At 57.4% G+C, this 20,007-nt stretch carries 15 protein-coding genes and 1 tRNA gene; 9 read left to right on the top strand and 7 right to left on the bottom strand.

Annotated elements, in window-relative coordinates; all coding sequences use genetic code 11:
* Position 1: 1 nt before the first annotated feature.
* Positions 2-1,849, bottom strand: a complete 1,848-nt coding sequence (locus IE151_RS16590) for a sensor histidine kinase (protein ID WP_189492813.1) — start codon at positions 1,847-1,849, stop codon at positions 2-4.
* A gap of 236 nt (positions 1,850-2,085) precedes the next feature.
* Here IE151_RS16590 and IE151_RS16585 point away from each other — a divergent pair, with 236 nt between their 5' ends.
* Positions 2,086-3,417 carry a dicarboxylate/amino acid:cation symporter gene (locus IE151_RS16585; RefSeq protein ID WP_189492811.1) on the top strand — a complete coding sequence of 444 codons (1,332 nt, stop codon included), beginning with the start codon at positions 2,086-2,088 and terminating at the stop codon, positions 3,415-3,417.
* A 64-nt stretch (positions 3,418-3,481) separates the two neighbouring features.
* On the opposite strand, the gene IE151_RS16580 is transcribed toward IE151_RS16585, so the two are convergent.
* Positions 3,482-3,555 (bottom strand) — tRNA-Gly (locus IE151_RS16580).
* Positions 3,556-3,677: 122 nt separating this feature from the next.
* Between IE151_RS16580 and IE151_RS16575 the strand changes: the two genes are divergently transcribed.
* Positions 3,678-3,938, top strand: coding sequence for a DUF6460 domain-containing protein (locus IE151_RS16575; RefSeq protein WP_189492809.1), 261 nt, complete (start codon positions 3,678-3,680; stop codon positions 3,936-3,938).
* Here IE151_RS16575 and IE151_RS16570 read toward each other — a convergent pair.
* Positions 3,925-4,833 (bottom strand): histone deacetylase family protein, encoded by a 909-nt coding sequence (locus tag IE151_RS16570; protein ID WP_189492807.1) that lies wholly within the window; start codon positions 4,831-4,833, stop codon positions 3,925-3,927. The two genes, IE151_RS16575 and IE151_RS16570, sit on opposite strands and share 14 nt — an antisense overlap.
* Positions 4,834-4,988: 155 nt before the next feature.
* Between IE151_RS16570 and hemA the strand changes: the two genes are divergently transcribed.
* Positions 4,989-6,218, top strand: a complete 1,230-nt coding sequence (hemA, locus tag IE151_RS16565; protein ID WP_189492956.1) for a 5-aminolevulinate synthase — start codon at positions 4,989-4,991, stop codon at positions 6,216-6,218.
* Positions 6,219-6,275: 57 nt separating this feature from the next.
* Here the strand turns inward: hemA and mscL are convergent, their stop codons facing one another.
* On the bottom strand, positions 6,276-6,713 hold the full coding sequence (mscL, locus tag IE151_RS16560) for a large conductance mechanosensitive channel protein MscL (protein WP_189492804.1): 438 nt from the start codon (positions 6,711-6,713) through the stop codon (positions 6,276-6,278).
* A gap of 260 nt (positions 6,714-6,973) precedes the next feature.
* On the opposite strand from mscL, the gene IE151_RS16555 reads away from it, so the two are divergent.
* A complete protein-coding gene (locus IE151_RS16555; protein WP_189492802.1) occupies positions 6,974-10,456 on the top strand; it encodes a hybrid sensor histidine kinase/response regulator in 3,483 nt (1,160 codons plus the stop codon).
* A 393-nt stretch (positions 10,457-10,849) separates the two neighbouring features.
* On the opposite strand, the gene IE151_RS16550 is transcribed toward IE151_RS16555, so the two are convergent.
* Positions 10,850-11,497: a response regulator transcription factor gene (locus tag IE151_RS16550; RefSeq protein WP_244636849.1), complete on the bottom strand. Its 648-nt coding sequence runs from the start codon at positions 11,495-11,497 to the stop codon at positions 10,850-10,852.
* A gap of 152 nt (positions 11,498-11,649) precedes the next feature.
* Between IE151_RS16550 and IE151_RS16545 the strand changes: the two genes are divergently transcribed.
* Positions 11,650-11,997, top strand: a complete 348-nt coding sequence (locus IE151_RS16545) for a DUF952 domain-containing protein (protein ID WP_189492800.1) — start codon at positions 11,650-11,652, stop codon at positions 11,995-11,997.
* The gene (locus IE151_RS16540; RefSeq protein ID WP_189492952.1) at positions 11,997-13,076 is read left to right on the top strand and encodes a quinone-dependent dihydroorotate dehydrogenase; all 1,080 of its coding nucleotides are present in this window, start codon (positions 11,997-11,999) and stop codon (positions 13,074-13,076) included. Before IE151_RS16545 ends, IE151_RS16540 begins: the two co-directional genes overlap by 1 nt.
* 22 nt (positions 13,077-13,098) lie before the next feature.
* Here the strand turns inward: IE151_RS16540 and IE151_RS16535 are convergent, their stop codons facing one another.
* Both IE151_RS16535 and gshB read right to left on the bottom strand, forming a co-directional pair.
* Positions 13,099-14,631, bottom strand: coding sequence for a YifB family Mg chelatase-like AAA ATPase (locus IE151_RS16535; RefSeq protein WP_189492798.1), 1,533 nt, complete (start codon positions 14,629-14,631; stop codon positions 13,099-13,101).
* Between the two features lie 63 nt (positions 14,632-14,694).
* Positions 14,695-15,654, bottom strand: a complete 960-nt coding sequence (gene gshB, locus IE151_RS16530) for a glutathione synthase (RefSeq protein ID WP_189492796.1) — start codon at positions 15,652-15,654, stop codon at positions 14,695-14,697.
* A gap of 205 nt (positions 15,655-15,859) precedes the next feature.
* Between gshB and IE151_RS16525 the strand changes: the two genes are divergently transcribed.
* The 3 genes from IE151_RS16525 (at position 15,860) to IE151_RS16515 (ending at position 19,984) form a co-directional block, all read left to right on the top strand.
* Positions 15,860-17,248, top strand: a complete 1,389-nt coding sequence (locus IE151_RS16525; RefSeq protein WP_189492794.1) for an MATE family efflux transporter — start codon at positions 15,860-15,862, stop codon at positions 17,246-17,248.
* Positions 17,249-17,366: 118 nt separating this feature from the next.
* Entirely contained in the window at positions 17,367-18,671 is a 1,305-nt protein-coding gene (gene pncB / locus IE151_RS16520; RefSeq protein WP_189492791.1) for a nicotinate phosphoribosyltransferase, read from the top strand.
* A gap of 11 nt (positions 18,672-18,682) precedes the next feature.
* Positions 18,683-19,984, top strand: a complete 1,302-nt coding sequence (locus IE151_RS16515) for a hypothetical protein (protein ID WP_244636848.1) — start codon at positions 18,683-18,685, stop codon at positions 19,982-19,984.
* Positions 19,985-20,007 lie beyond the last annotated feature (23 nt).

Here is a 20,007-nt window from a genome sequence, read left to right as displayed (position 1 = left end):
CCTAAATTCTCTCCACAATTATCGTTGCGCGCGTCCCAGCTTCATCACTATCCAGCGACAATGTGCCGCCATGTTCGGTGATTATTTCGCGCGAAATGACAAGTCCCAGGCCAAGGCCCTGCTCTTTCGAGGTATTGAATGGCGTAAACAGGCCCGCACGGATCATGGGCGACAGACCAACGCCATTATCATGCACCACGATGTGCACCCTGCCCTCTCTCACCTCGGCGTAAACACGAACTTCTCCATCGCTGCGCTCTCCTATCGCTTCGAAAGCGTTCTGCAGCAGATTGATTAATACCTGCTCCAGACGGATCCGACTTCCCATAACGCGCATGTCCGAGGATGGCCATTCGATCTCCAATGCCTCCATCCGGGTACGAAAGCGTGCGCGTAAAAGCATAAGTGCGCCGTCGATGATTTCCCCCACAGGAATGGCTTCTGACTTGTCGCTTCCCTTGCCCTTTCGCGCAAAGTTTCTGAGTTCCTGTGTGATGCGGGCGATCCGCTCTGTAAGCGAGGCGATGGTTGTCAAGTTCTGGCAGGCGTCCTCGGCACGCCCGATGGATAAAAAAGAGAGGGCATTGTCGGCATAGGTACGAATGGTCGCGAGCGGCTGATTAACCTCATGCGCGACACCCGCGACCACCTGTCCTAGAATGGCGAGGCGATTAGCGCTCACCAGCTCCTGTTGCACTGCCTGAAGCTTCCGCTCCGTTTCCCGATGCTCTTCTATCTCCGCTTCAAGGCGGCCATGCGCGGCCTTCAGATCGCTGGTTCGCTCTTCCACACGGCGTTCGAGCGCATCGCGCGCCTCCTGCTCCGCGATCAGGCGCAAATCGGCAGCGTGTCGCTTGCGCAGATAAAAGCCGCTTCCAGCGAGAACCGGGAAAAGCGCGGCAAGAGAGAGCAAAAGCCACTCGCGTATGCCCTTTGCGATCGCTTCGGAGACGGGCGCAAGGTAGTTGATCGTCCAGCCCGTTCCTTCAACCGGCATCTGCAAATCGAGATAAGTCTCGCTCATTTTTCCAATGGGTTCGCCGGCGGAAACCAGATTCTCTTCAGGACCAAGCGGCTGCCTTTGCCGGATATCAAGCTGTTCGAGTGATGCGTCGCCGAATTGCAGGCTCGCCCGCAACGTCTCTCGCTCCTGTTCGGAAAGCGCCTTCATCGCGCGAAAGCGCAATGAGGAATTGCTGGTAACCAGAACGACGCCCTTTTCGTCTGTGATAAAAGTCAGATTGCCGGAGCTTGCCCAATCGCGTTCCAACTGGTCGAACTCGAGCTTGACAACGATGGCACCAAGAGGAGTGCCATCGAGATCATCAATGCGACGCGAGACATAAAGACCGGGCCGACGGCTGACTGTGCCGAGCGCGTAGTGCTTGCCTGCGCCGCTTTTCATCGCGTCGTAAAAATAAGCGCGAAAGCTATAATCATTGCCGACAAAACTGTCCGGCTCGCGCCAGTTGCTGGCGGCAACCGCCAGCCCATCCACGCGCACGGCATAGATAACGGCCGCACCGGTTTCGCGCGCCACGAGTTCCAGCTTCTCGTTCAGTTTGCGAAAATCGACAGCTCTTTGGCTTTTCAGCGTCAAACGCAGGTCGGGATCACGCGCCAAGACCTGCGGCAATATGCCGGACCGCTCGAGAACCGCCCGCAGGAGCGCGATCTTAAGCGTCGTATCCGTCCGAGCTTGCGCCTGCATGTCTGCCAGCGCCGTCGACCGCCCCAGATGCACAGCAAAAAGGGAGACGGCTAGCGTGGCGAGAACAGCGATGATGACAAAGAAGCGCAGATAGGAAGCACTTCGCTGCAAACGTTCATTATAGCTAACATCGCTCATACGATTTCTTGTGCACAGATCCGCCAGATACGCAAGAAGCTTGTGTGGTTTTCCGCACAAACCAAAACCAAAGTTGATCGATTGAAAATTTTTCTCATTGGAAATCATATCCTTGCAGGAAGTTAATCCGAAGTGGCACACGAAATGCTTTTTCAAGATTCAATTTGGCAACTACGCCAAACGGCCCGGGAGGCGGAGTGACAGCATTCCATCTGGGCCTGTCTTGGAGGACAATTATGAAAGCTATACCTTCGACCGCGCAGCCGCGCGGCCATGTGCCTTTTTACAAGGTTCTTTACGTTCAGGTGATCTTCGCGATCGTCGTCGGAACTTTGCTTGGCCACTTTCATCCGGTCTATGGCGAAGCGATGAAGCCACTCGGTGATGCCTTCATCAAGCTCGTCAAGATGATCATCGCTCCGGTGATCTTCCTGACCATCGTCACGGGCATTGCTGGCATGAGCGATCTGAAGAAGGTCGGACGAGTTGCCGGCAAGGCAATGATCTACTTCGTCACATTTTCAACGCTTGCGCTGATCGTCGGCATGATCGTCGCCAATGTCATCCAGCCTGGAGCTGGCCTTAACATCGATCCCGCCACGCTGGATGGCGCCGCTGTCGCGAGCTATGCCGAGAAGGCACATGAACAGTCGATCACCGGCTTCCTGATGAACATTATCCCGACGACCATCGTCGGTGCTTTCTCGTCTGGCGACATTCTGCAGGTTCTGTTCTTCTCTGTCCTGTTCGGCATAGCACTTGGCATGGTCGGAGATCGCGGCAAGCCGGTTCTCGATTTTCTCCACGCCGTCACCGCGCCGATGTTCAAGCTCGTCGGGATCCTGATGAAGGCGGCTCCGATCGGTGCATTTGGAGCGATGGCCTTTACCATCGGCCGCTACGGCATCGGCTCAATCGCCAATCTCGCAATGCTCGTCGGCACGTTCTACCTGACATCGCTTCTCTTCGTGATCGTGGTGCTCGGCGCGGTCGCCAGGTATAATGGCTTCTCGATCTTCGCGCTGATCCGCTATATCAAGGAAGAGCTGCTGCTCGTTCTCGGTACGTCTTCCTCGGAAGCCGCGCTCCCGAGCCTGATGGAAAAGATGGAAGCAGCCGGCGCGAAGAAATCGGTTGTCGGCCTCGTCATCCCGACAGGCTATTCCTTCAACCTCGACGGCACCAATATCTACATGACGATGGCTGCGCTCTTCATTGCGCAGGCGACCAATATCGACCTTTCGATCGGCGATCAAATCCTGCTACTTCTGGTGGCGATGCTTTCATCCAAGGGTGCCGCGGGCATCACCGGCGCGGGCTTCATAACGCTTGCCGCGACGCTTTCGGTCGTACCAACCGTTCCGGTAGCGGGAATGGCACTGATCCTCGGCATCGACCGCTTCATGTCAGAATGCCGCGCACTGACCAACCTTGTCGGAAATGCCGTTGCTTCGCTCGTTGTTGCACGTTGGGAAAACGAACTCGACGTGGACAAGATGAACACGGCGCTGGGCGGCAAGCCTGTCGTGATCGAGGAAACCGGCGAGGTCATCCAGCCGGCAGAATAATACTGCTCCAATGACCGGAAAAAGCGCTGCCTTGTGCGGCGCTTTTTGTCTCCAGGAGAAACATTGGAGCGGGTAGCGGGAATCGAACCCGCGCGTTCAGCTTGGGAAGCTGACAGGCTACCATTACATCATACCCGCCTGTGCCAGCATCGTTACACCGGGCACCGCGCCGCTTCAATGCGCAAAATCCAACGATGCAAAGACTTGCGATGCGCCAGCGCTCATTCTATGTCCATATAACCAATATGGAGAGTGCTTCGATGTCGCGTGCAACGGATTTTCTTGGAGACAGCCCGCTTCGCATTCTGGTGAAGCTTGCGATCGTGTCCTTTCTGGTCGGCATCGTCATGAGCGCCTTCGGCTGGGGACCCTACGATATATATTACGGTATCCGCGATTTCGTTGTCGACATCTGGCGCCTTGGCTTCAATTCGGTAAATCGGTTTGCAGGCTATTTGCTGCTTGGCGCTTCGGTGGTCGTTCCAGTATTTATTCTCCTGCGCATCCTCAACCGTCGCTAAATTCGGCCCCGACTCTGAACAGGGTGACGTGCCGCTTCGCGACTGCGGCGGCATCGTATGAGTAGCCGCCGCCAATGACACCGCAGAGCGGTATATGACGGCTGCGAAAGAAATCGATCACGGTACGCTCCCGCCATTCTAACCCCTGATCGGTCATCTTCATACGGCCCAGACGATCATCCATATGAGGATCGACGCCCGCATTGTAAAAGACCAGATCGGGACGCCCCGCTTCAATAAGACGTGGCAAAACAGCGTTCAACTGATCAAGGTAGGCGCGGTCACCCATGCCGTCGGGCAAACCTATGTCCAGCGAGGATGGGATTTTCCGGCTTGGGTAGTTGCGCTCGGCATGCATCGAGAACGTGAAGACACGCGGCTCTCCGCGGAAAATATCGGCGGTCCCGTCACCCTGGTGGACGTCGAGGTCAACGATCAGAACGCGCTCCACCCTGCCTTGGTCGAGGAGCGCGCAGGCCGCGACCGCCACGTCATTGAAGGTGCAAAAGCCTGCGCCATGGGCGCGTCGTGCATGATGGCTACCACCTGCCGTGTTGCACGCAATTCCATGTTCAAGTGCAAGTTGCCCGGCCATGAGCGAACCCATGCTCGCATAACGCGCGCGCCTCGAGACCTTCTCATCAACCTGAAAACCGATTTCTTTTTCAATCGTCTCAGGCACCCGAAGATCGCAAACCTGATCGACATAGAGGCGATCATGGGCCTTGGACAGCAGGGTTCGGCTGGCAAGCGCTGGCGCGTGTATAAACCCCCTGTGCGCAAGGCCCAGCGCATCGATTTCGCGCATCAGAAGGCTGTATTTGCTCATCGGGAAACGATGAGCCGGATCGAACTGCGCATCATAGGCGGGGTGATGAACGATGTGCAGTGGCATTAAGATCTCTGTTCGGTTGCGCCCGCCATGCAAGCGCCTCGGGGCTGCCGTGTCAATTTGCCCGGTGTCCTCGTATGGACGTTTTCGTGCGAATTGCCTATGTTCGTCATCAGCAAAAGAGGCGCGGTACGATGTTACGGACGCGCGGAGATGTGATGAATTACCAGCAGTTTTTCGAAGATGCGGTAGACCAGCTGCATCGTGAGCGGCGCTATCGCGTATTTGCGGATATTGAGCGTATCGTCGGTCGTTTTCCTGTCGCAACCTGGCACAGGTCGGCGAAGGAAACCCGGGAAATCACCATCTGGTGCTCGAATGATTATCTCGGCATGGGCCAGCATCCAAAGGTGATTGCCGCCATGACCGAAGCAGCACAAGGGATGGGTACAGGTGCGGGCGGCACGCGCAATATTTCCGGCACCAATCATCCGCTCGTCGAGCTGGAAACAGAGCTTGCCGATCTGCATGGCAAGGAAGCCGGTCTTGTTTTCACCTCCGGATATGTTTCCAATGCAACAGGCATCGCGACGATTGCCAAGCTGCTTCCAAACTGCCTCATTCTGTCCGACGCGCTCAACCACGCCTCTATGATCGAGGGCGTACGACACTCCGGCTGCGAAAAGCAGATTTTCCGACATAATGACGTGGCGCATCTCGAAGAGCTGCTCAAAGCACAGCCATTGGAACGGGCCAAGCTGATCGCATTCGAATCTGTTTATTCGATGGATGGCGATATTGCGCCTATCGCGGAGATCGTGGCGCTCGCCAAACGCTATGATGCCATGACCTATATTGACGAAGTGCATGCGGTGGGCATGTACGGCGCCCGCGGTGGGGGCATCACAGAATGCGAGGGCCTTGCGACCGAGATCGACGTTATCGAAGGGACGCTCGGCAAGGCCTTCGGCGCGATGGGCGGTTATATTACTGGTTCGCGCGCGCTTATCGATGCCGTGCGTTCCTATGCGCCTGGCTTCATTTTCACGACGGCCTTGCCGCCTTCGGTCGCTGCCGCGGCTTGCGCTTCGATCCGCCATCTCAAATCTTCTCACGCTGAACGCGAAGGGCAGCAAAGACAGGCGCAGCGCGCCAAGGACGTCTTGCGCGCCGCCGGTCTGCCGGTGATGGACTCAGTGACGCATATCGTGCCGGTATTGGTCGGCAATGCGGAGCTGTGCAAGAAGGCGAGTGACCGTCTTCTTGAAAGGCACGGCATTTATATTCAGCCGATCAACTATCCCACCGTGCCACGTGGCACGGAACGCTTGCGGATCACCCCGTCGCCATTTCATGACAATGCGATGATCGAGGTGCTGAAAGATGCTCTTCTGGAAACGTGGGAAGCGTTGGGAATTACATCTCAAACCAGTTCCCAGGCGGCCTAAGGCCGCTTTATTCAAAGAAAACGCCCGCTTGAAGCGGGCGTTTCTATAATAACCCGATCAAACCGCCGGCTTGTTCGCCAGCAGGTCGCGAATTTCAGTTAGAAGCTTGACATCTTCCGGAGCAGCGGCAGGTGCTGCCTCTTCGGCTTCCTTCTGACGGTCGAGGCGGCGACGCAGCGCGTTGATGCTCTTGACCATGATGAAGATGATCCAGGCGAGAATCAGGAAGTTGATCACAACGCTGATGAAGCTGCCATAAGCGAGCACGGCACCTTGAGCGCGTGCGGCGTCGAGGGTAGAAGCGGTGACACTCGAAGACAGGCCGACGAAATAATCGCGGAAGTCAAAACCACCGAAGATCGCGCCGACGATCGGCATGACAATATCTCCAACCAGAGATTCGACGATCTTATTGAACGCGGCGCCGATGATGACACCAACCGCGAGATCGATGACATTGCCGCGCGAGATAAATTCCTGGAATTCCTTTAACATGAACCTCTCCTGATACCGATGGCGGCTTGATCTCGCCAACACGTTCCAGCGATTCGGAAGCCCGAGTTCCGACCTCGCCTAGTCCCAACGAATCCAACCATAGCAAATTGCTGGCGCAGCGAAACAGCCGGATACTGGCGACTTGCTTTTTCAGTGGTGATTTTTCTTTTATTTTCGCGTCGAAGAAGATGCGATAGGTCTACTGGATGATGGACTGGACGTAACAGTCCCGCTCCGGCTCCATCCGGGAGGGGAAAGTCGTGTTGGGTTGGCTCGTATTCGCCGTAGCACTTGCCTATCTGCTGCTCTTGTTCGCAATTGCGTTCATCGGCGACCGGCACGCAGTGGGCGTGCGAAACGCGGTGCCGCGCCCATATATCTACTCGCTCAGCCTGGCGATCTATTGCACTTCCTGGACATTCTTTGGTTCGGTGGGATTAGCGTCCGAGCGAGGTCTGGAGTTTCTCGCCATATATATCGGCCCGATCCTCGTTCTGCTTTTCGGCAAGAATTTCCTGCAGCGGATCGTGCGCATCTGCAAAACCGAACGCATTACGTCAGTGGCTGACTTTCTCGCCGCGCGCTATGGCAAGAGCACGGCGGTCGCAATGATTGCCACCCTGATCGCGCTCCTGAGCGCCATTCCTTATATCGCCCTGCAACTCAAAGCCATTTCCGGATCCGTCTCGCTGATGACGGCGTATTATTATCACCAGCCGGAAATCGGCTTCCGTCCGCCTTGGGGAATAGACGTCTCGCTGGTCGTGACGCTTGTTCTGGCACTTTTCACCATTCTCTTTGGAACAAGGCATGCAGATGCCACCGAGCATCAAAATGGCCTGGTTCTCGCCGTCGCGGTTGAATCGGTCATCAAACTCGCGGCATTTCTCATAGTCGGCTTCAGCGTCACCTTCGCAATCTTCGGCTGGCCGGGAGAGGTGTTCGCCAATATCATGGCAGTGCCCGAAACCCAAAACGCCCTCCGCTATTCAACGTCGGTCGGTACGTGGCTGATCGTCACCTGCATCTCGGCCTTTGCGATCTTTACATTGCCGCGCCAGTTCTACGTCATGTTTGTGGAAGCTCGTGGAGGAACCGAACTTGCGACCGCGCGCTGGCTTTTCCCGCTCTATCTCGTCTCGATCAATCTCTTCGTCCTGCCTCTAGCCTTCGCCGGGACTTATTTTGTCGGGGACCAAAGCAATGCTGACCTCTACGTGCTTTCGCTACCTCTTTTCGCCGGTCATGATTTTCTGGCGATGATCGCCTTCATCGGCGGCTTTTCGGCAGCGACGGCGATGGTGATCGTCGCGTCGGTGGCGCTGGCCATCATGGTCTCGAACGATATTATCATACCGATCTTCGTCCGGCACCTCTTACGCAATGACGGCACGAATGCAGCCGACTGGTCCGCACTCATCCTCAACATACGGCGGTTTACAATTCTCGTCGTGCTGATGATTGCCTATTTCTACTATCGCCAGCTCACGCAACAAACCCGCTTGTCTTCAATCGGCCTCATGTCCTTTGCAGCTGTGGCGCAATTTGCACCCGCTTTCATCGGCGGCCTGATCTGGCGCGGCGCCAATGCTCGAGGTGCAGCTTTCGGCATGACGGCAGGCGCGCTTGTCTGGGCCTACACATTGCTTCTTCCTTCGTTAATCGACCCCGCCTCACGAATCCTGATCGACGGCCCCTTCGGTCTGGCGGCACTGCGTCCACAAGCCTTGTTCGGAACGCAGGCAGAGCTTCTCAATCATGGCGTTGCTTGGAGCCTTTCGGTCAATTTCTTATTTTATGTCGTCGGATCATTATCGCGGCAAGCAACCGTTCGAGAACGGATTCAGGCTGCCTCCTTCGTTCCGCGCGATGCAAGCCCCTTACCGCATTTCCGGCGCTTTCGCACAGACGTGACCGCTGGCGAAATTCGTGAAACAGTTGCGCGTTACCTGGGCGAAGAACGAACGAAAAGGTCCTTCGACAGCTATGAACGAGGGAACGGTCCGATCGATGAGGGCGCCCCCGCCGACATTTCGATCATCCGCTATTCCGAGCAATTGCTGGCGAGCGCCGTCGGTTCATCATCAGCGCGCCTTGTTCTTTCGCTGCTTATGGGGCGCAATCAGCGCTCCAGCCACGATGCCTATCGTCTGCTCGACGACGCAACGGAAGCCTTGCAGCACAATCGCGATCTCCTGCAAATCGCCCTTGACCAGATGGAACAAGGCATAACCGTCCTCGACCCAGATTTCCGCCTGACGTGCTGGAACAGGCAGTTCCGCTTTCTCTTCGACCTGCCCGAAGAGATGGGTCAGGTCGGCGTTTCTTTCGACGACGTACTGAAGCGGCTGGTCGCCAATCGGGAGATCACCGAGCAGGAGCATCTTGCGACGCTCAACCGGATGACAGATTTCGGCCGTACCTGGCAACTTCCCCTGCGGGTGACAGGTCGTATTATCGAATTGCGGTCGAACCCGATGCCGGGCGGCGGGATGGTCGTCACCTATGCCGATATTACTCAGCGCGTAGAGGCCGATCGCGCCTTGAAGCAAGCAAACGAGACGCTGGAGCAGCGTGTGCGGGCGCGCACAGCTGAGCTTTTGCAGGTGAACGAGGAGCTGGCGCAAGCCCAACGTCTGGCTGAAGAGGCCAATCTTGGGAAGACGCGATTTCTGGCTGCCACAGGCCATGATATTTTGCAGCCGCTAAACGCGGCGCGCCTCTATGCCAACACGTTGTCGTCGCGCGCCATAGGAAGCGAGATGGCCGACCTCGCCACGAATGTCGAATCTTCGCTCGACTCGGTCGAAGCAATTTTAAGCGCAGTTCTGGATATATCGCGGCTGGACGCTGGCGCTCTGAAGCCTTCGGAAAGTGTCTTCTCGCTCGGTGAGCTTCTGCGACAGGTTGAGACGGATTTTCGTCCTCTCGCTATTGCCAAGGGACTGGAGCTGAAGGTTATCGCGTCACGTCATATCGTGCGCACGGATCGCAATCTGCTCAGGCGCCTTATCCAGAACCTGATCTCCAATGCCATTAAATATACGCGTACCGGCAAGGTGCTGATGGGGACGCGCAAACGCGGCGAACTTGTGGAAATCATCGTCGCAGATACCGGGATAGGCATCGCGTCGAACGAGTTGCAATCCGTCTTTTCCGAATTTGTTCGTCTCGAAGATGGAGCGCGCGAGGCGCAGGGTCTGGGGCTTGGCCTCTCCATCGTCGACCGTATCGCACGCGTGCTGCAACTCGAGCTGCGCGTTACCTCTGTACGTCACAAGGGAACGCGTTTTTCCGTGGTGATGCCCATCGAGGCAAAAGAACGACCGAAGGCGATGTCGCCGGTGGAGCAGGGTCTTGACTCAACGAACTCCTTTGAAGGAACGCGCGTGGTTTGCATCGACAATGATATGCGCATTCTGGACAGCATGCAGCGCATGCTATCCGGCTGGGGCTGCCTGGTGATCACGGGAATGGAGGCTGCTGAAATTACGTGCTCGGTTCCGGATATAATCCTGGCAGATTACCAATTGGACAAAACCAACGGACTTGATGCCGTTCTTCTCTTGCGGCAGCTATGGGGTCGGGCAGTACCGGCCATTCTCGTAACGGCTGATCGCTCGCTGGATCTGCGCGAGAAAGCCGACCAGTTGGGCGTCCACGTTCTCAACAAGCCGGTACGACCAGCTGCATTGCGGGTGATGATGGCGCGCTTGATGCGTTCGGTCGAGGGAACCATCTAGCAACGCAGCAGAAAAATCCGCCACGGCGCGTGCCGCACGGTTGATGGGAAATGAAATGGGATCAGGGCATGTGGCCCGTTGCATTTCATTCAATTTCGCATGCTTCCACATGCCCTGACGGTGTCTGGAAGAACCCGAAGAGGAGAGAAGGTCGCAAATCCTCTCTCGTTCGACCCTCCGTCCGGCTTGCCAGGCCAAACGGCGGTTTCCGCCCGCTGTCTCAGCGCCTCGGTGTTCGGGAGCTCACCTATCCCTGACGCACGAGAAGTATCGCGCAGCCGGCCAGGGCGTGGATGGATTTCCTCGGAAACCGAAGAAAGAAAATGATAAGCGCTTGTTTTTAGTTTCGAAAAAATAAAGATCGCAAAAAACCTGTCCACGCCCGCTTGGCATTCAGAGACGTGTCTCGACAGCACCAATGCGCGAGAGAAGAATGACGGCCTGCGTTCGGCTGTCAACTTCGAGTTTCTGAAGGATCGCCGAGACATGCGCCTTGATGGTCGCTTCCGAAATCTTGAGTTCGAACGCGATCTGCTTGTTCAGGAGTCCCGAAGCCAGCATTGCAAGCACGCGGTTCTGCTGCGGTGTGAGCGATTGCAGCCGCTTGAGCAAGTCGGAAATCTCGGGGTCGGCCTCGAGAGAATCCAGATCGTCCGCGGGCAAGGTTATATCGCCCGCCAGAACTGCCTGGATCGTGCAGCGTATAGCATCTATGCTGGCCGACTTGGAGAGGAAACCGGAAGCGCCGAGCGTAAGTGCGCGATTGACGGTGCGTTGATCGTCATGAGCCGAAATGACCACGATGGGTACTGAGGGCTGAATGCCACGAAGAGTTATCAGCGCCGAGAGACCGCTTGCACCTGGCATATGCAAGTCGAGCAATACGAGATCGGCATCATCGTGGGCTTCAATCAGTTCCTTGGCTCCAGCGAAATCGCCTGCCTCGAATATCTGCAATGGTCCGTCGAGATCGTTCAGGGCCTGGATCAGCGCACCACGAAAAAGAGGGTGGTCATCTGCAATAATGAATTTGCTGCCCACCAGCCGCTATCCTCGTATCTTTCTCCCACATCTATGGATAGCCCTGTGTTAGTCGAAAGTTCAAGAAAGAAAGCGCGATTGCCGTCAACTTAACCGGGAAACAGCTACCGGGTCGTCTTTCACTTGTCGGGATTTGTGCCTATAGGGCTGATATGAGCAGAATTATCTACAAAATTACCGAGCGCGACGCATGGGCGCTGGCGCAAGAAAGTGGAAGTTTCGACGGCTCGCCTGTCGATCTGCAGGATGGCTTCATCCATTTCTCGACCGCCACGCAAGTGAAGGAAACGGCGGCCAAGCATTTTGCGGGTCAAACCAATCTCGTTCTGCTGGCAATCGACAGCTTGTGTCTCGATCAGGACGCGCTGCGCTACGAGCCCTCGCGCGGCGGCGCGCTCTTCCCCCATCTTTATGGACCTCTTCCTGTTCATGCGGTGGTTGGAGAGACGCCTCTAGACCTCGGAACTGATGGCATCCATATATTTCCGGAGCTGCAATGATGAACCCGTTCCTGCAATCGCTCGGTCGACGTGCGCTGTTTTCCTTCGATGCCGAAACGGCACACGGCATGGCAATCAAGGCGCTGAAGCTCAACCTGCCCGTCGCGCCCCAGGCGCGCCAGGATCCTCGGCTGGCGACGCGATTATGGGACCTCGATTTTCCAAACCCGCTCGGCATGGCGCCAGGCTTTGACAAGAATGCCGAAGTGCCAGACGCTATTCTTGGCCTCGGGTTCGGCTTCGTGGAAGTTGGGACGCTGACGCCGAAAGCCCAGGCAGGTAACCCGAAACCGCGCCTGTTTCGCCTGCAGGAAGACGAAGCAGTCATCAACCGTATGGGGTTCAACAATGAGGGCCACGACGCCGCCTGTGAACGCCTCAGCGGGCGGCGGGGCAACGGCATCGTCGGCGTTAACATTGGCGCGAACAAGGATAGCACCGACCGGATCGAGGATTATGTGCTCGGGGTACGCCGGTTTGCCCCCTTTGCGAGCTATCTCACCGTAAACATCTCCTCGCCGAACACGCCGGGCCTGCGCGACATGCAAGCCCGCGCCGCGCTCGCCGAACTGCTAAGCCGCGTTCTGGAGGAACGCGAGCGGCTTGCGCTGACGCGCCACGTTCCGATCCTGTTGAAGATCGCGCCAGACCTTGCCGATAGCGATCTCGAAGACGTTGCTGCCGAAGCCGTTACGCAGAGAATAGATGGGCTGATTATCTCCAATACGACGCTTTCGCGTGCAGGCCTGCACAGCGCCAACGCGAAGGAGGCCGGGGGCATGTCCGGCAAGCCGCTTTTCCAGCGCGCGACGATCGCACTGGCAAAGACCCGCAAGCTCGTCGGCCCCGATATGAAGCTCATCGGCGTGGGGGGCGTGGACAGCGCGGAAACACTGATCGACAAAATACGCGCCGGCGCCGATCTCGTGGAGCTCTATTCCAGCATGGTCTATGCCGGTCCAGGTCTCGCGGGCGACATTCTGATCGGCCTTAAGCGCTTCCTTGATCAGCGGGGCCTCAGCAGCCTCCAGGGCCTGCGCGACGAAACCGCCGACGAATGGGCCATGAAAAGCCTGTAACGGCTAGCACGACGACATTGCCTCAGATCGCCTCGGCCATGGAATCGCTACGAATTCTGTAGGAAATGGCCTCGGCCAGATGGATGCGGGACACCGTCTCCGACTGCTCGAGGTCGGCTAGCGTACGTGCGACCTTCAGAACGCGATGGTAGGCCCGCGCGGATAAACGCATCTTTTCGCTGGCGTCCTGCAGCAGCGCCCCTCCTGCCTGATCAATCCGCACCATCGTCTCGATCATCCCCGTCGGACATTGCGCATTGGTTGTGACATTTTCCAAACCGAGTTCGGCAAACCGCGACTGCTGGAACTGGCGCGCACGAGCCACGCGTGCAGCGACCGCGGCACTGGTTTCGGCCTTTCCCGGCGCAATGAGATCAGCCGCCGAAAGGGCCGGCACTTCGAGCCTAATATCCAGGCGGTCGAGGAACGGGCCTGATATACGAGCCTGATATTCGCTTTGACAGCGAGGCCCGCGAGCACAGCGATGGCCCGGCTCGCCCGCCATGCCGCAACGGCACGGGTTCATGGCGGCTATCAGCTGCACACGACCCGGATAGGTGACGCGCGAATTGGCCCGTGCAATGACGCATTCGCCACTTTCGAGCGGCTGACGCAACGAATCCAGAACAGCAGGAGCAAATTCCGGCAATTCGTCAAGAAAAAGAATCCCGCGGTGCGCAAGTGAAATCTCGCCGGGCCGAACGCGCAAACCTCCCCCCACAAGCGCTGCCATCGAAGCAGAATGATGCGGAGCGCGAAAAGGCCGCCTGTCCGTGAGTTGACCGTCTGCGAGGATACCGGCCACCGAGGAGATCATCGAGACTTCAAGAAGCTCCTTCGGTGCAAGCGGCGGCAGGATTGACGGCAGGCGCTGCGCCAGCATCGACTTTCCGGAGCCAGGTGGCCCGATCATCAACATGTTATGACCACCGGCGGCGGCAACTTCGAGCGCGCGTTTCGCCGTCTCCTGTCCCTTGATATCCGATAGGTCAGGCAAATCGCCGGCCGTGGTGCGCAGCTGCGGCTGAGGGCGGGAAAGAACCTGCGTACCCTTGAAATGATTGGCGATGGCAATGAGGCTGCGCGGTGCGATAATCTCGCAATCCTCACCTGCCCAAGCCGCCTCCGGGCCCGATGCCGCGGGACAGATCAGTCCCATGCCGCGCGCGTCGGCACCGATCGCTGCGGGCAATGCGCCCGCCACGGCAGCGATCGTTCCATCAAGCGAGAGTTCGCCAAGCACGACGTAGCGCGATAAGGCGTCCGCCGGAATGGCGCCAATCGCTGCCATCAGCCCGAGCGCTATGGGCAGATCATAGTGGCTACCTTCCTTTGGAAGATCGGCGGGGGCAAGATTAACCGTGACCTTCTTCGTCGGCATCGACAGACCCGACGCATGCAACGCGGCCTGCACGCGCTCCCGACTTTCGGCAACAGCCTTGTCCGGCAGGCCAACAATCTGCATCCCCATCTTGCCAGGTGCGACCATGACCTGCACATCGACACTAACCGCTTCGATGCCCTGAAAGGCCACCGTCTGAACACGCGCCACCATATAAAGTCCCCTCACGGCAAATTTGCCGGAGGGGATAATGCGCTATCTTTTTCGGTTGCGCTATTACGCGATCGCGTAGGTTTTTTGCACTTTTTGTTCGATGGCATCCCAAAACAGCGCTGCAATGTTGGCTCCGCCGAATTTGGCAATCTCGCGGATGCCGGTCGGCGACGTGACATTTATCTCCGTCAGGTAATCGCCGATGACGTCGATGCCCACCAGAATGAAGCCGCGCTCCTTGAGCGAGGGCCCGATGCGGGCACAGATCTCACGTTCGCGCTCGGTCAGCACCGAATGCTCGGCCACGCCGCCAACATGCATGTTGGACCGGGAATCGTGTTCGGCCGGAACGCGGTTGATCGCGCCAACCGGCTCGCCATCGATGAGAATGATGCGCTTGTCGCCTTTGCGCACGTCGGGGAGATATTGCTGGACAATATAGGGTTCACGCGAAATCTTTTCGAACATTTCCAGAAGCGAGGAGAGGTTGCGATCGTCAGGGCGGACGTGGAAGATCCCAGCTCCACCATTGCCATACAGCGGCTTGACGATGATATCGCCATGCTCAGCGCGAAAGGCATTCACTTCCTCGCGATCCCGCGTGATGAGCGTCGCAGGCATCAAGTCCGGAAATTCGGTTACGAAGATCTTCTCGGGACTATTGCGCACCCATGCTGGGTCGTTAACCACAAGCGTCTTGCCATGAACGCGTTCGAGCAGATGCGTGTTGGTGATATAATGCATGTCGAAAGGCGGATCCTGGCGAAGTAGCACAACGTCGAGATCAGCCAGCTTCATGCGCGATGGCGCACTCAAGGTGAAATGATTGCCCCTTTCATCGCGTAGTGTCATCGGCTCCGCCTTAACGATGACTTCGCCGTCCCGCATCGACAGCTGGTCCGGCACGTAATGGAAGAGTTCATGGCCGCGGCGCTGCGCCTCGAGAGAAAGGGCAAAGGTCGTATCCCCGGCAATTTGCACGGTCGAAACATGATCCATTTGCACGGCGATCTTGAGTTTCATTTCCCACTCCAGCGGTCAGCAATTTTTATCGATCTAGCATCTAGGCCGAGATTTCCGCTCTGACCAGAGGAAGGTGATGCGCAGCATATGAATTCTTCTGAAACGGGACACGCCGATTGCTGATAGCTGGCCTTATCGCTTCGACTTGCAAAGCTCAGCGTGCCGAGGCTAGTAGCCAAGGCAGGGAAATCGGAGGGTGGCTTAAATGCATGCCGCGGTCGAAGACACGCGCAACGGTAGATCGGTTTGGCTAGCGGAAGTTGCTGCCACGCTGAAGCTCGGCTGGCCGATGATTCTGACGCAGATCGCCCAGACCGCGATGACCGCAACGGGCACCGTCATGCTGGGGCGCGTTGGACCTGAAGCGATAGCAGCCGCCTCGCTTGCATTGACGCTCTACTTCCTCCCGATGATCATGGGTATGGGCCTGATTCTTGCCACCGCGCCTATGGTGGCAAGCGAGTTGGGACGCAAGCGCAGCTCCGTGCGCGACGTTCGCCGCACTGTCCGGCAGGGACTATGGATCGCATTTTTTGCCGTGCTTCCTATCTGGCTCCTGCTCTGGCACGCGGGTGCCATTCTTGCCGCAATGGGACAGCCGCCCGCCTTGGCAGCAGAGGCGGGGCATTACATGCGCGCCCTGCAATGGGCGCTTTTGCCCTTCTATTTCTACATAGTGCTGCGCTGCTTCCTGGCCGCCATGGAGAAGCCGGGCTGGACGCTGGTCGTTGCGTTCTGCGGCATCATCTGCAACGCCTTTCTGAGCTGGTGCCTGATATTCGGCAGGCTTGGCTTTCCCGAGCTCGGCATTCTCGGATCGGGTATCGCGGTCACGGTGTCAAATACGTTAATGTTCTTGGGCATGGTCGCCGTCGTCAGCCTGCACAGGAAATTCAGGCGCTATTCGCTGTTCGGGCGTATCTGGCGCCCGGATTGGCCGCGCTTCCTGGCCTTGCTGAAGATCGGCCTGCCTATCGCAGCGATCCTCGCCTTCGAAATCTCGGTCTTCAACGCGGCAACTTTCTTCATGGGACTGGTGAGCGAGACGGCGCTAGCTGCCCATGCGATCGCCATGCAGATCGCCTCACTCTCCTTCATGGTACCGATGGGCCTTGCACAGGCCGTGACGGTACGCGTGGCGCGCGCGCATGGCGCGCGAAACCCGGTTGGGGTAACACGGGCAGGATGGGTGGCCTACGCGTTGAGCGCGGGCTTCATGGCGACCATGGGCATTCTCATGGTGGTCATTCCGGAGGTGTTGATCGGTGGCTTCCTCGACCTCTCAAATCCGGCAAATCATGCCGTGGTGCAGACCGCGTCGACCTTCCTGTTCTTCGCTGCCCTCTTCCAGATCTTCGATGGCATACAGGCGGTTGCTGCCGGCATGCTGCGCGGATTGAACGATACCACCGTCCCGATGGTCTACGCTGCTGTGGGCTATTGGGGCGTAGGCCTTACCTTGAGTATCGGGCTCGGCTTCGGCCTCGGCATGGGTGGTGTCGGCATTTGGATCGGGCTCGTGGCGGGGCTTGTCATCGTCGCGATGCTGCTGACCTATCGCTGGTTAAACAGATATCGCCTGGGTTTGATCTGATGCCGTGCAATTTTACTGCGGCATCATTCGATGCTTTTCGCTTTTATTGCGGGCTCCGCACATGTTAGGAGCCATGCAACCATATGGTTGCACATCGCGGCAATGAGGGGAGCGATGAATGGCACGGACCGACATAGCGCGACGCGTCTATAATCACACTTGGAAGCTCGACCCGATCGTACGCTCCTTGCTTGATACTGATTTCTACAAGCTCCTCATGCTTCAGATGATTTGGGGCGTCTACCCGAAGGTCGACGCGACCTTCCATGTCATCAACCGCGCCAAACACATCCGCCTCGCCGATGAGATCGACATAGGCGCATTGCGCGAACAGCTGGACCACGCAAGGACGCTGCGCTTCTCGAAGAAGGAAATGATCTGGCTGGCGGGCAACACCTTCTATGGCCGCAAGCAGATATTCATGCCGGAATTTCTAGCGTGGCTTGAGGATTTCCAACTGCCGGAATATGAAATTTCGGTGCGCGACGGCCAGTTCGAACTGGAGTTCCACGGACCTTGGACACACACCACCATGTGGGAGATTCCAGCCCTCGCCATCATCAACGAGTTGCGATCGCGAGTGGCCCTGCGCGAATACGGGCCTTTCGCGCTCGACGTGCTCTATGCACGTGCCAAAGCCAAGATGTGGGAAAAAACCGAGCGTTTACGGAAGTTGCCGAACATAAAACTTTCCGACTTCGGTACGCGCCGGCGTCATTCCTTCCTGTGGCAACGGTGGTGCGTTGAAGCTCTCAAGGAAGGGATCGGCGACAATTTCACCGGCACTTCCAATGTGCTTCTGGCGATGGATACCGATCTGGAGGCCGTCGGCACGAACGCCCATGAATTGCCTATGGTGCTGGCGGCGCTTGCAGAAAGCGACCAGGAACTCATCCAGGCGCCCTACAAGGTCCTGGAAGACTGGCAGCGCTATTATGGCGGCAATCTCCTTATAGTCCTGCCCGATGCGTTCGGCACGGCCTCATTTCTCAAACACGCTCCGGGCTGGCTTGCCGAGTGGACGGGTTTTCGTCCCGACAGCGCACCGCCGATAGAAGGGGGCGAACGCATCATTCGCTGGTGGCAGGAGCATGGTAAGGACCCGCGCGAGAAGATGCTGATCTTCTCCGACGGACTCGACGTGGACACGATCGAGGAGACCTATCGCCATTTCGAAGGTCGCGTCCGTATGGCGTTTGGATGGGGCACGAACCTGACCAATGATTTCGAAGGCTGCGCTCCGGTACCCACCTCTCGGCTTCATGCGATTTCGCTGGTTTGCAAGGTGAGCGAAGCAAATGGTCGCCCCGCCGTAAAGCTTTCCGACAATCCGGCCAAGGCAACCGGTGATGAACGCGAGATCGAACGCTATATCCGCGTGTTCGGACAAGAAGCCCGCCTCGAAAAGCCCGTCAAGGTGTGATGCGACGCGGCTTGATCGGATTCATTGCTCTTTTCGGTGCGACGGTACAGGCTTTCGGGCACGCATCCGACGGTGGGCATCTGCTGATTTTGCCAACCGGCTATTACATGGCCGCGGCCGCGTTAAGCGTTGCGGCGAGCTTCCTCATCTTTCTCATTGCACCAGCAAAACCGCTGCATAGAGAGCAGGAAGCAAATAGATCCGACCTCTCCCGCTTTTCGGCCACAAGTGCTCTGTCCTTCGTATTTCTGATCATGCTGATAAGCGCGGGCTACATCGGCAGCCGCGATCCGCTTTCGAACCCTCTGCCGCTCATGATCTGGACCGTGCTTTGGGTTGGTGTGACGCTGGTGCAAGGTCTGGCAGGCGACCTTTGGCGCTTCATCAATCCCTGGCGCTTCCCTTGCTGGCTGATTTTCCATCTGTTTGGGAAGCCGCGTTATCGCCTTCCGCAATGGCTGGGTAGTTGGCCGGCGCTTTTCCAGTTTATCGGCTTCGCATGGTTCGAACTGATCGATCCGGCCCCGACGGATCCCGGCAGGCTGGCCAATGCAGTGCTCATCTACTTCTGTGTCAACCTGATCGCGGCAGTGCTGTTTGGCTATCGCGACTGGATGAGACGCGGCGAGTTCCTTTCTGCATTCTACGCCATCCTGAGAACGAAAACGCCGCGAGCGCTTTCCAGGACCCAGACGATCTTTCTGATCTGCGTTCTGGCCAGCGTTTCGTTTGATGGCTTTTCCAAGACGTTCTTCTGGCTTGGTCATGTCGGCATCAATCCGCTCGACTACCCCGGACGAAGCGCAATGATGATCATTAACAGCGTAGGCATGGCAGGTTTTGCGCTTGTCATGATTGCCTTGTTCTATACCATGATTGCCATTGGGCACGCTCTGACAGGTGCCAAGGGATCTTTCGCTGACCACATGGGAACGGTGGCGATTTCGCTTATTCCGATCGCCTTGGTATATCATTTCTCACACTATCTCACCTCGTTGCTTATCGAGGGCCAGTATGCGCTGGCAGCGCTGTCAGATCCGTTTGGACTGGGATGGAACCTGCTGGGTCTGCGCAATCTCCACGTACGGGCGGGACTTACATCGGGGCATGGTCCCGTCTGGCTCGTCTGGAACTTGCAGGCGTTTGCGATCACGCTTGGACATGTCGGCGCCGTCTACCGGGCGCATCTGACCGTCGCTTCTCTTTACGAAACGCGACTTCAACGCTTCCGCTTCGAATTACCGCTGACCACCCTTATGATTTTCTATACGATTTTTGGGCTTTGGCTGCTTGCCACACCGGCAGCCGGCTGAATAAATCGTGCCTCCTGCGTTAA

The organism is Limoniibacter endophyticus (genome assembly GCF_014652835.1).
Classification (GTDB): domain Bacteria; phylum Pseudomonadota; class Alphaproteobacteria; order Rhizobiales; family Rhizobiaceae; genus Limoniibacter; species Limoniibacter endophyticus.
This window is presented reverse-complemented; position numbering and strand designations above follow the sequence as displayed.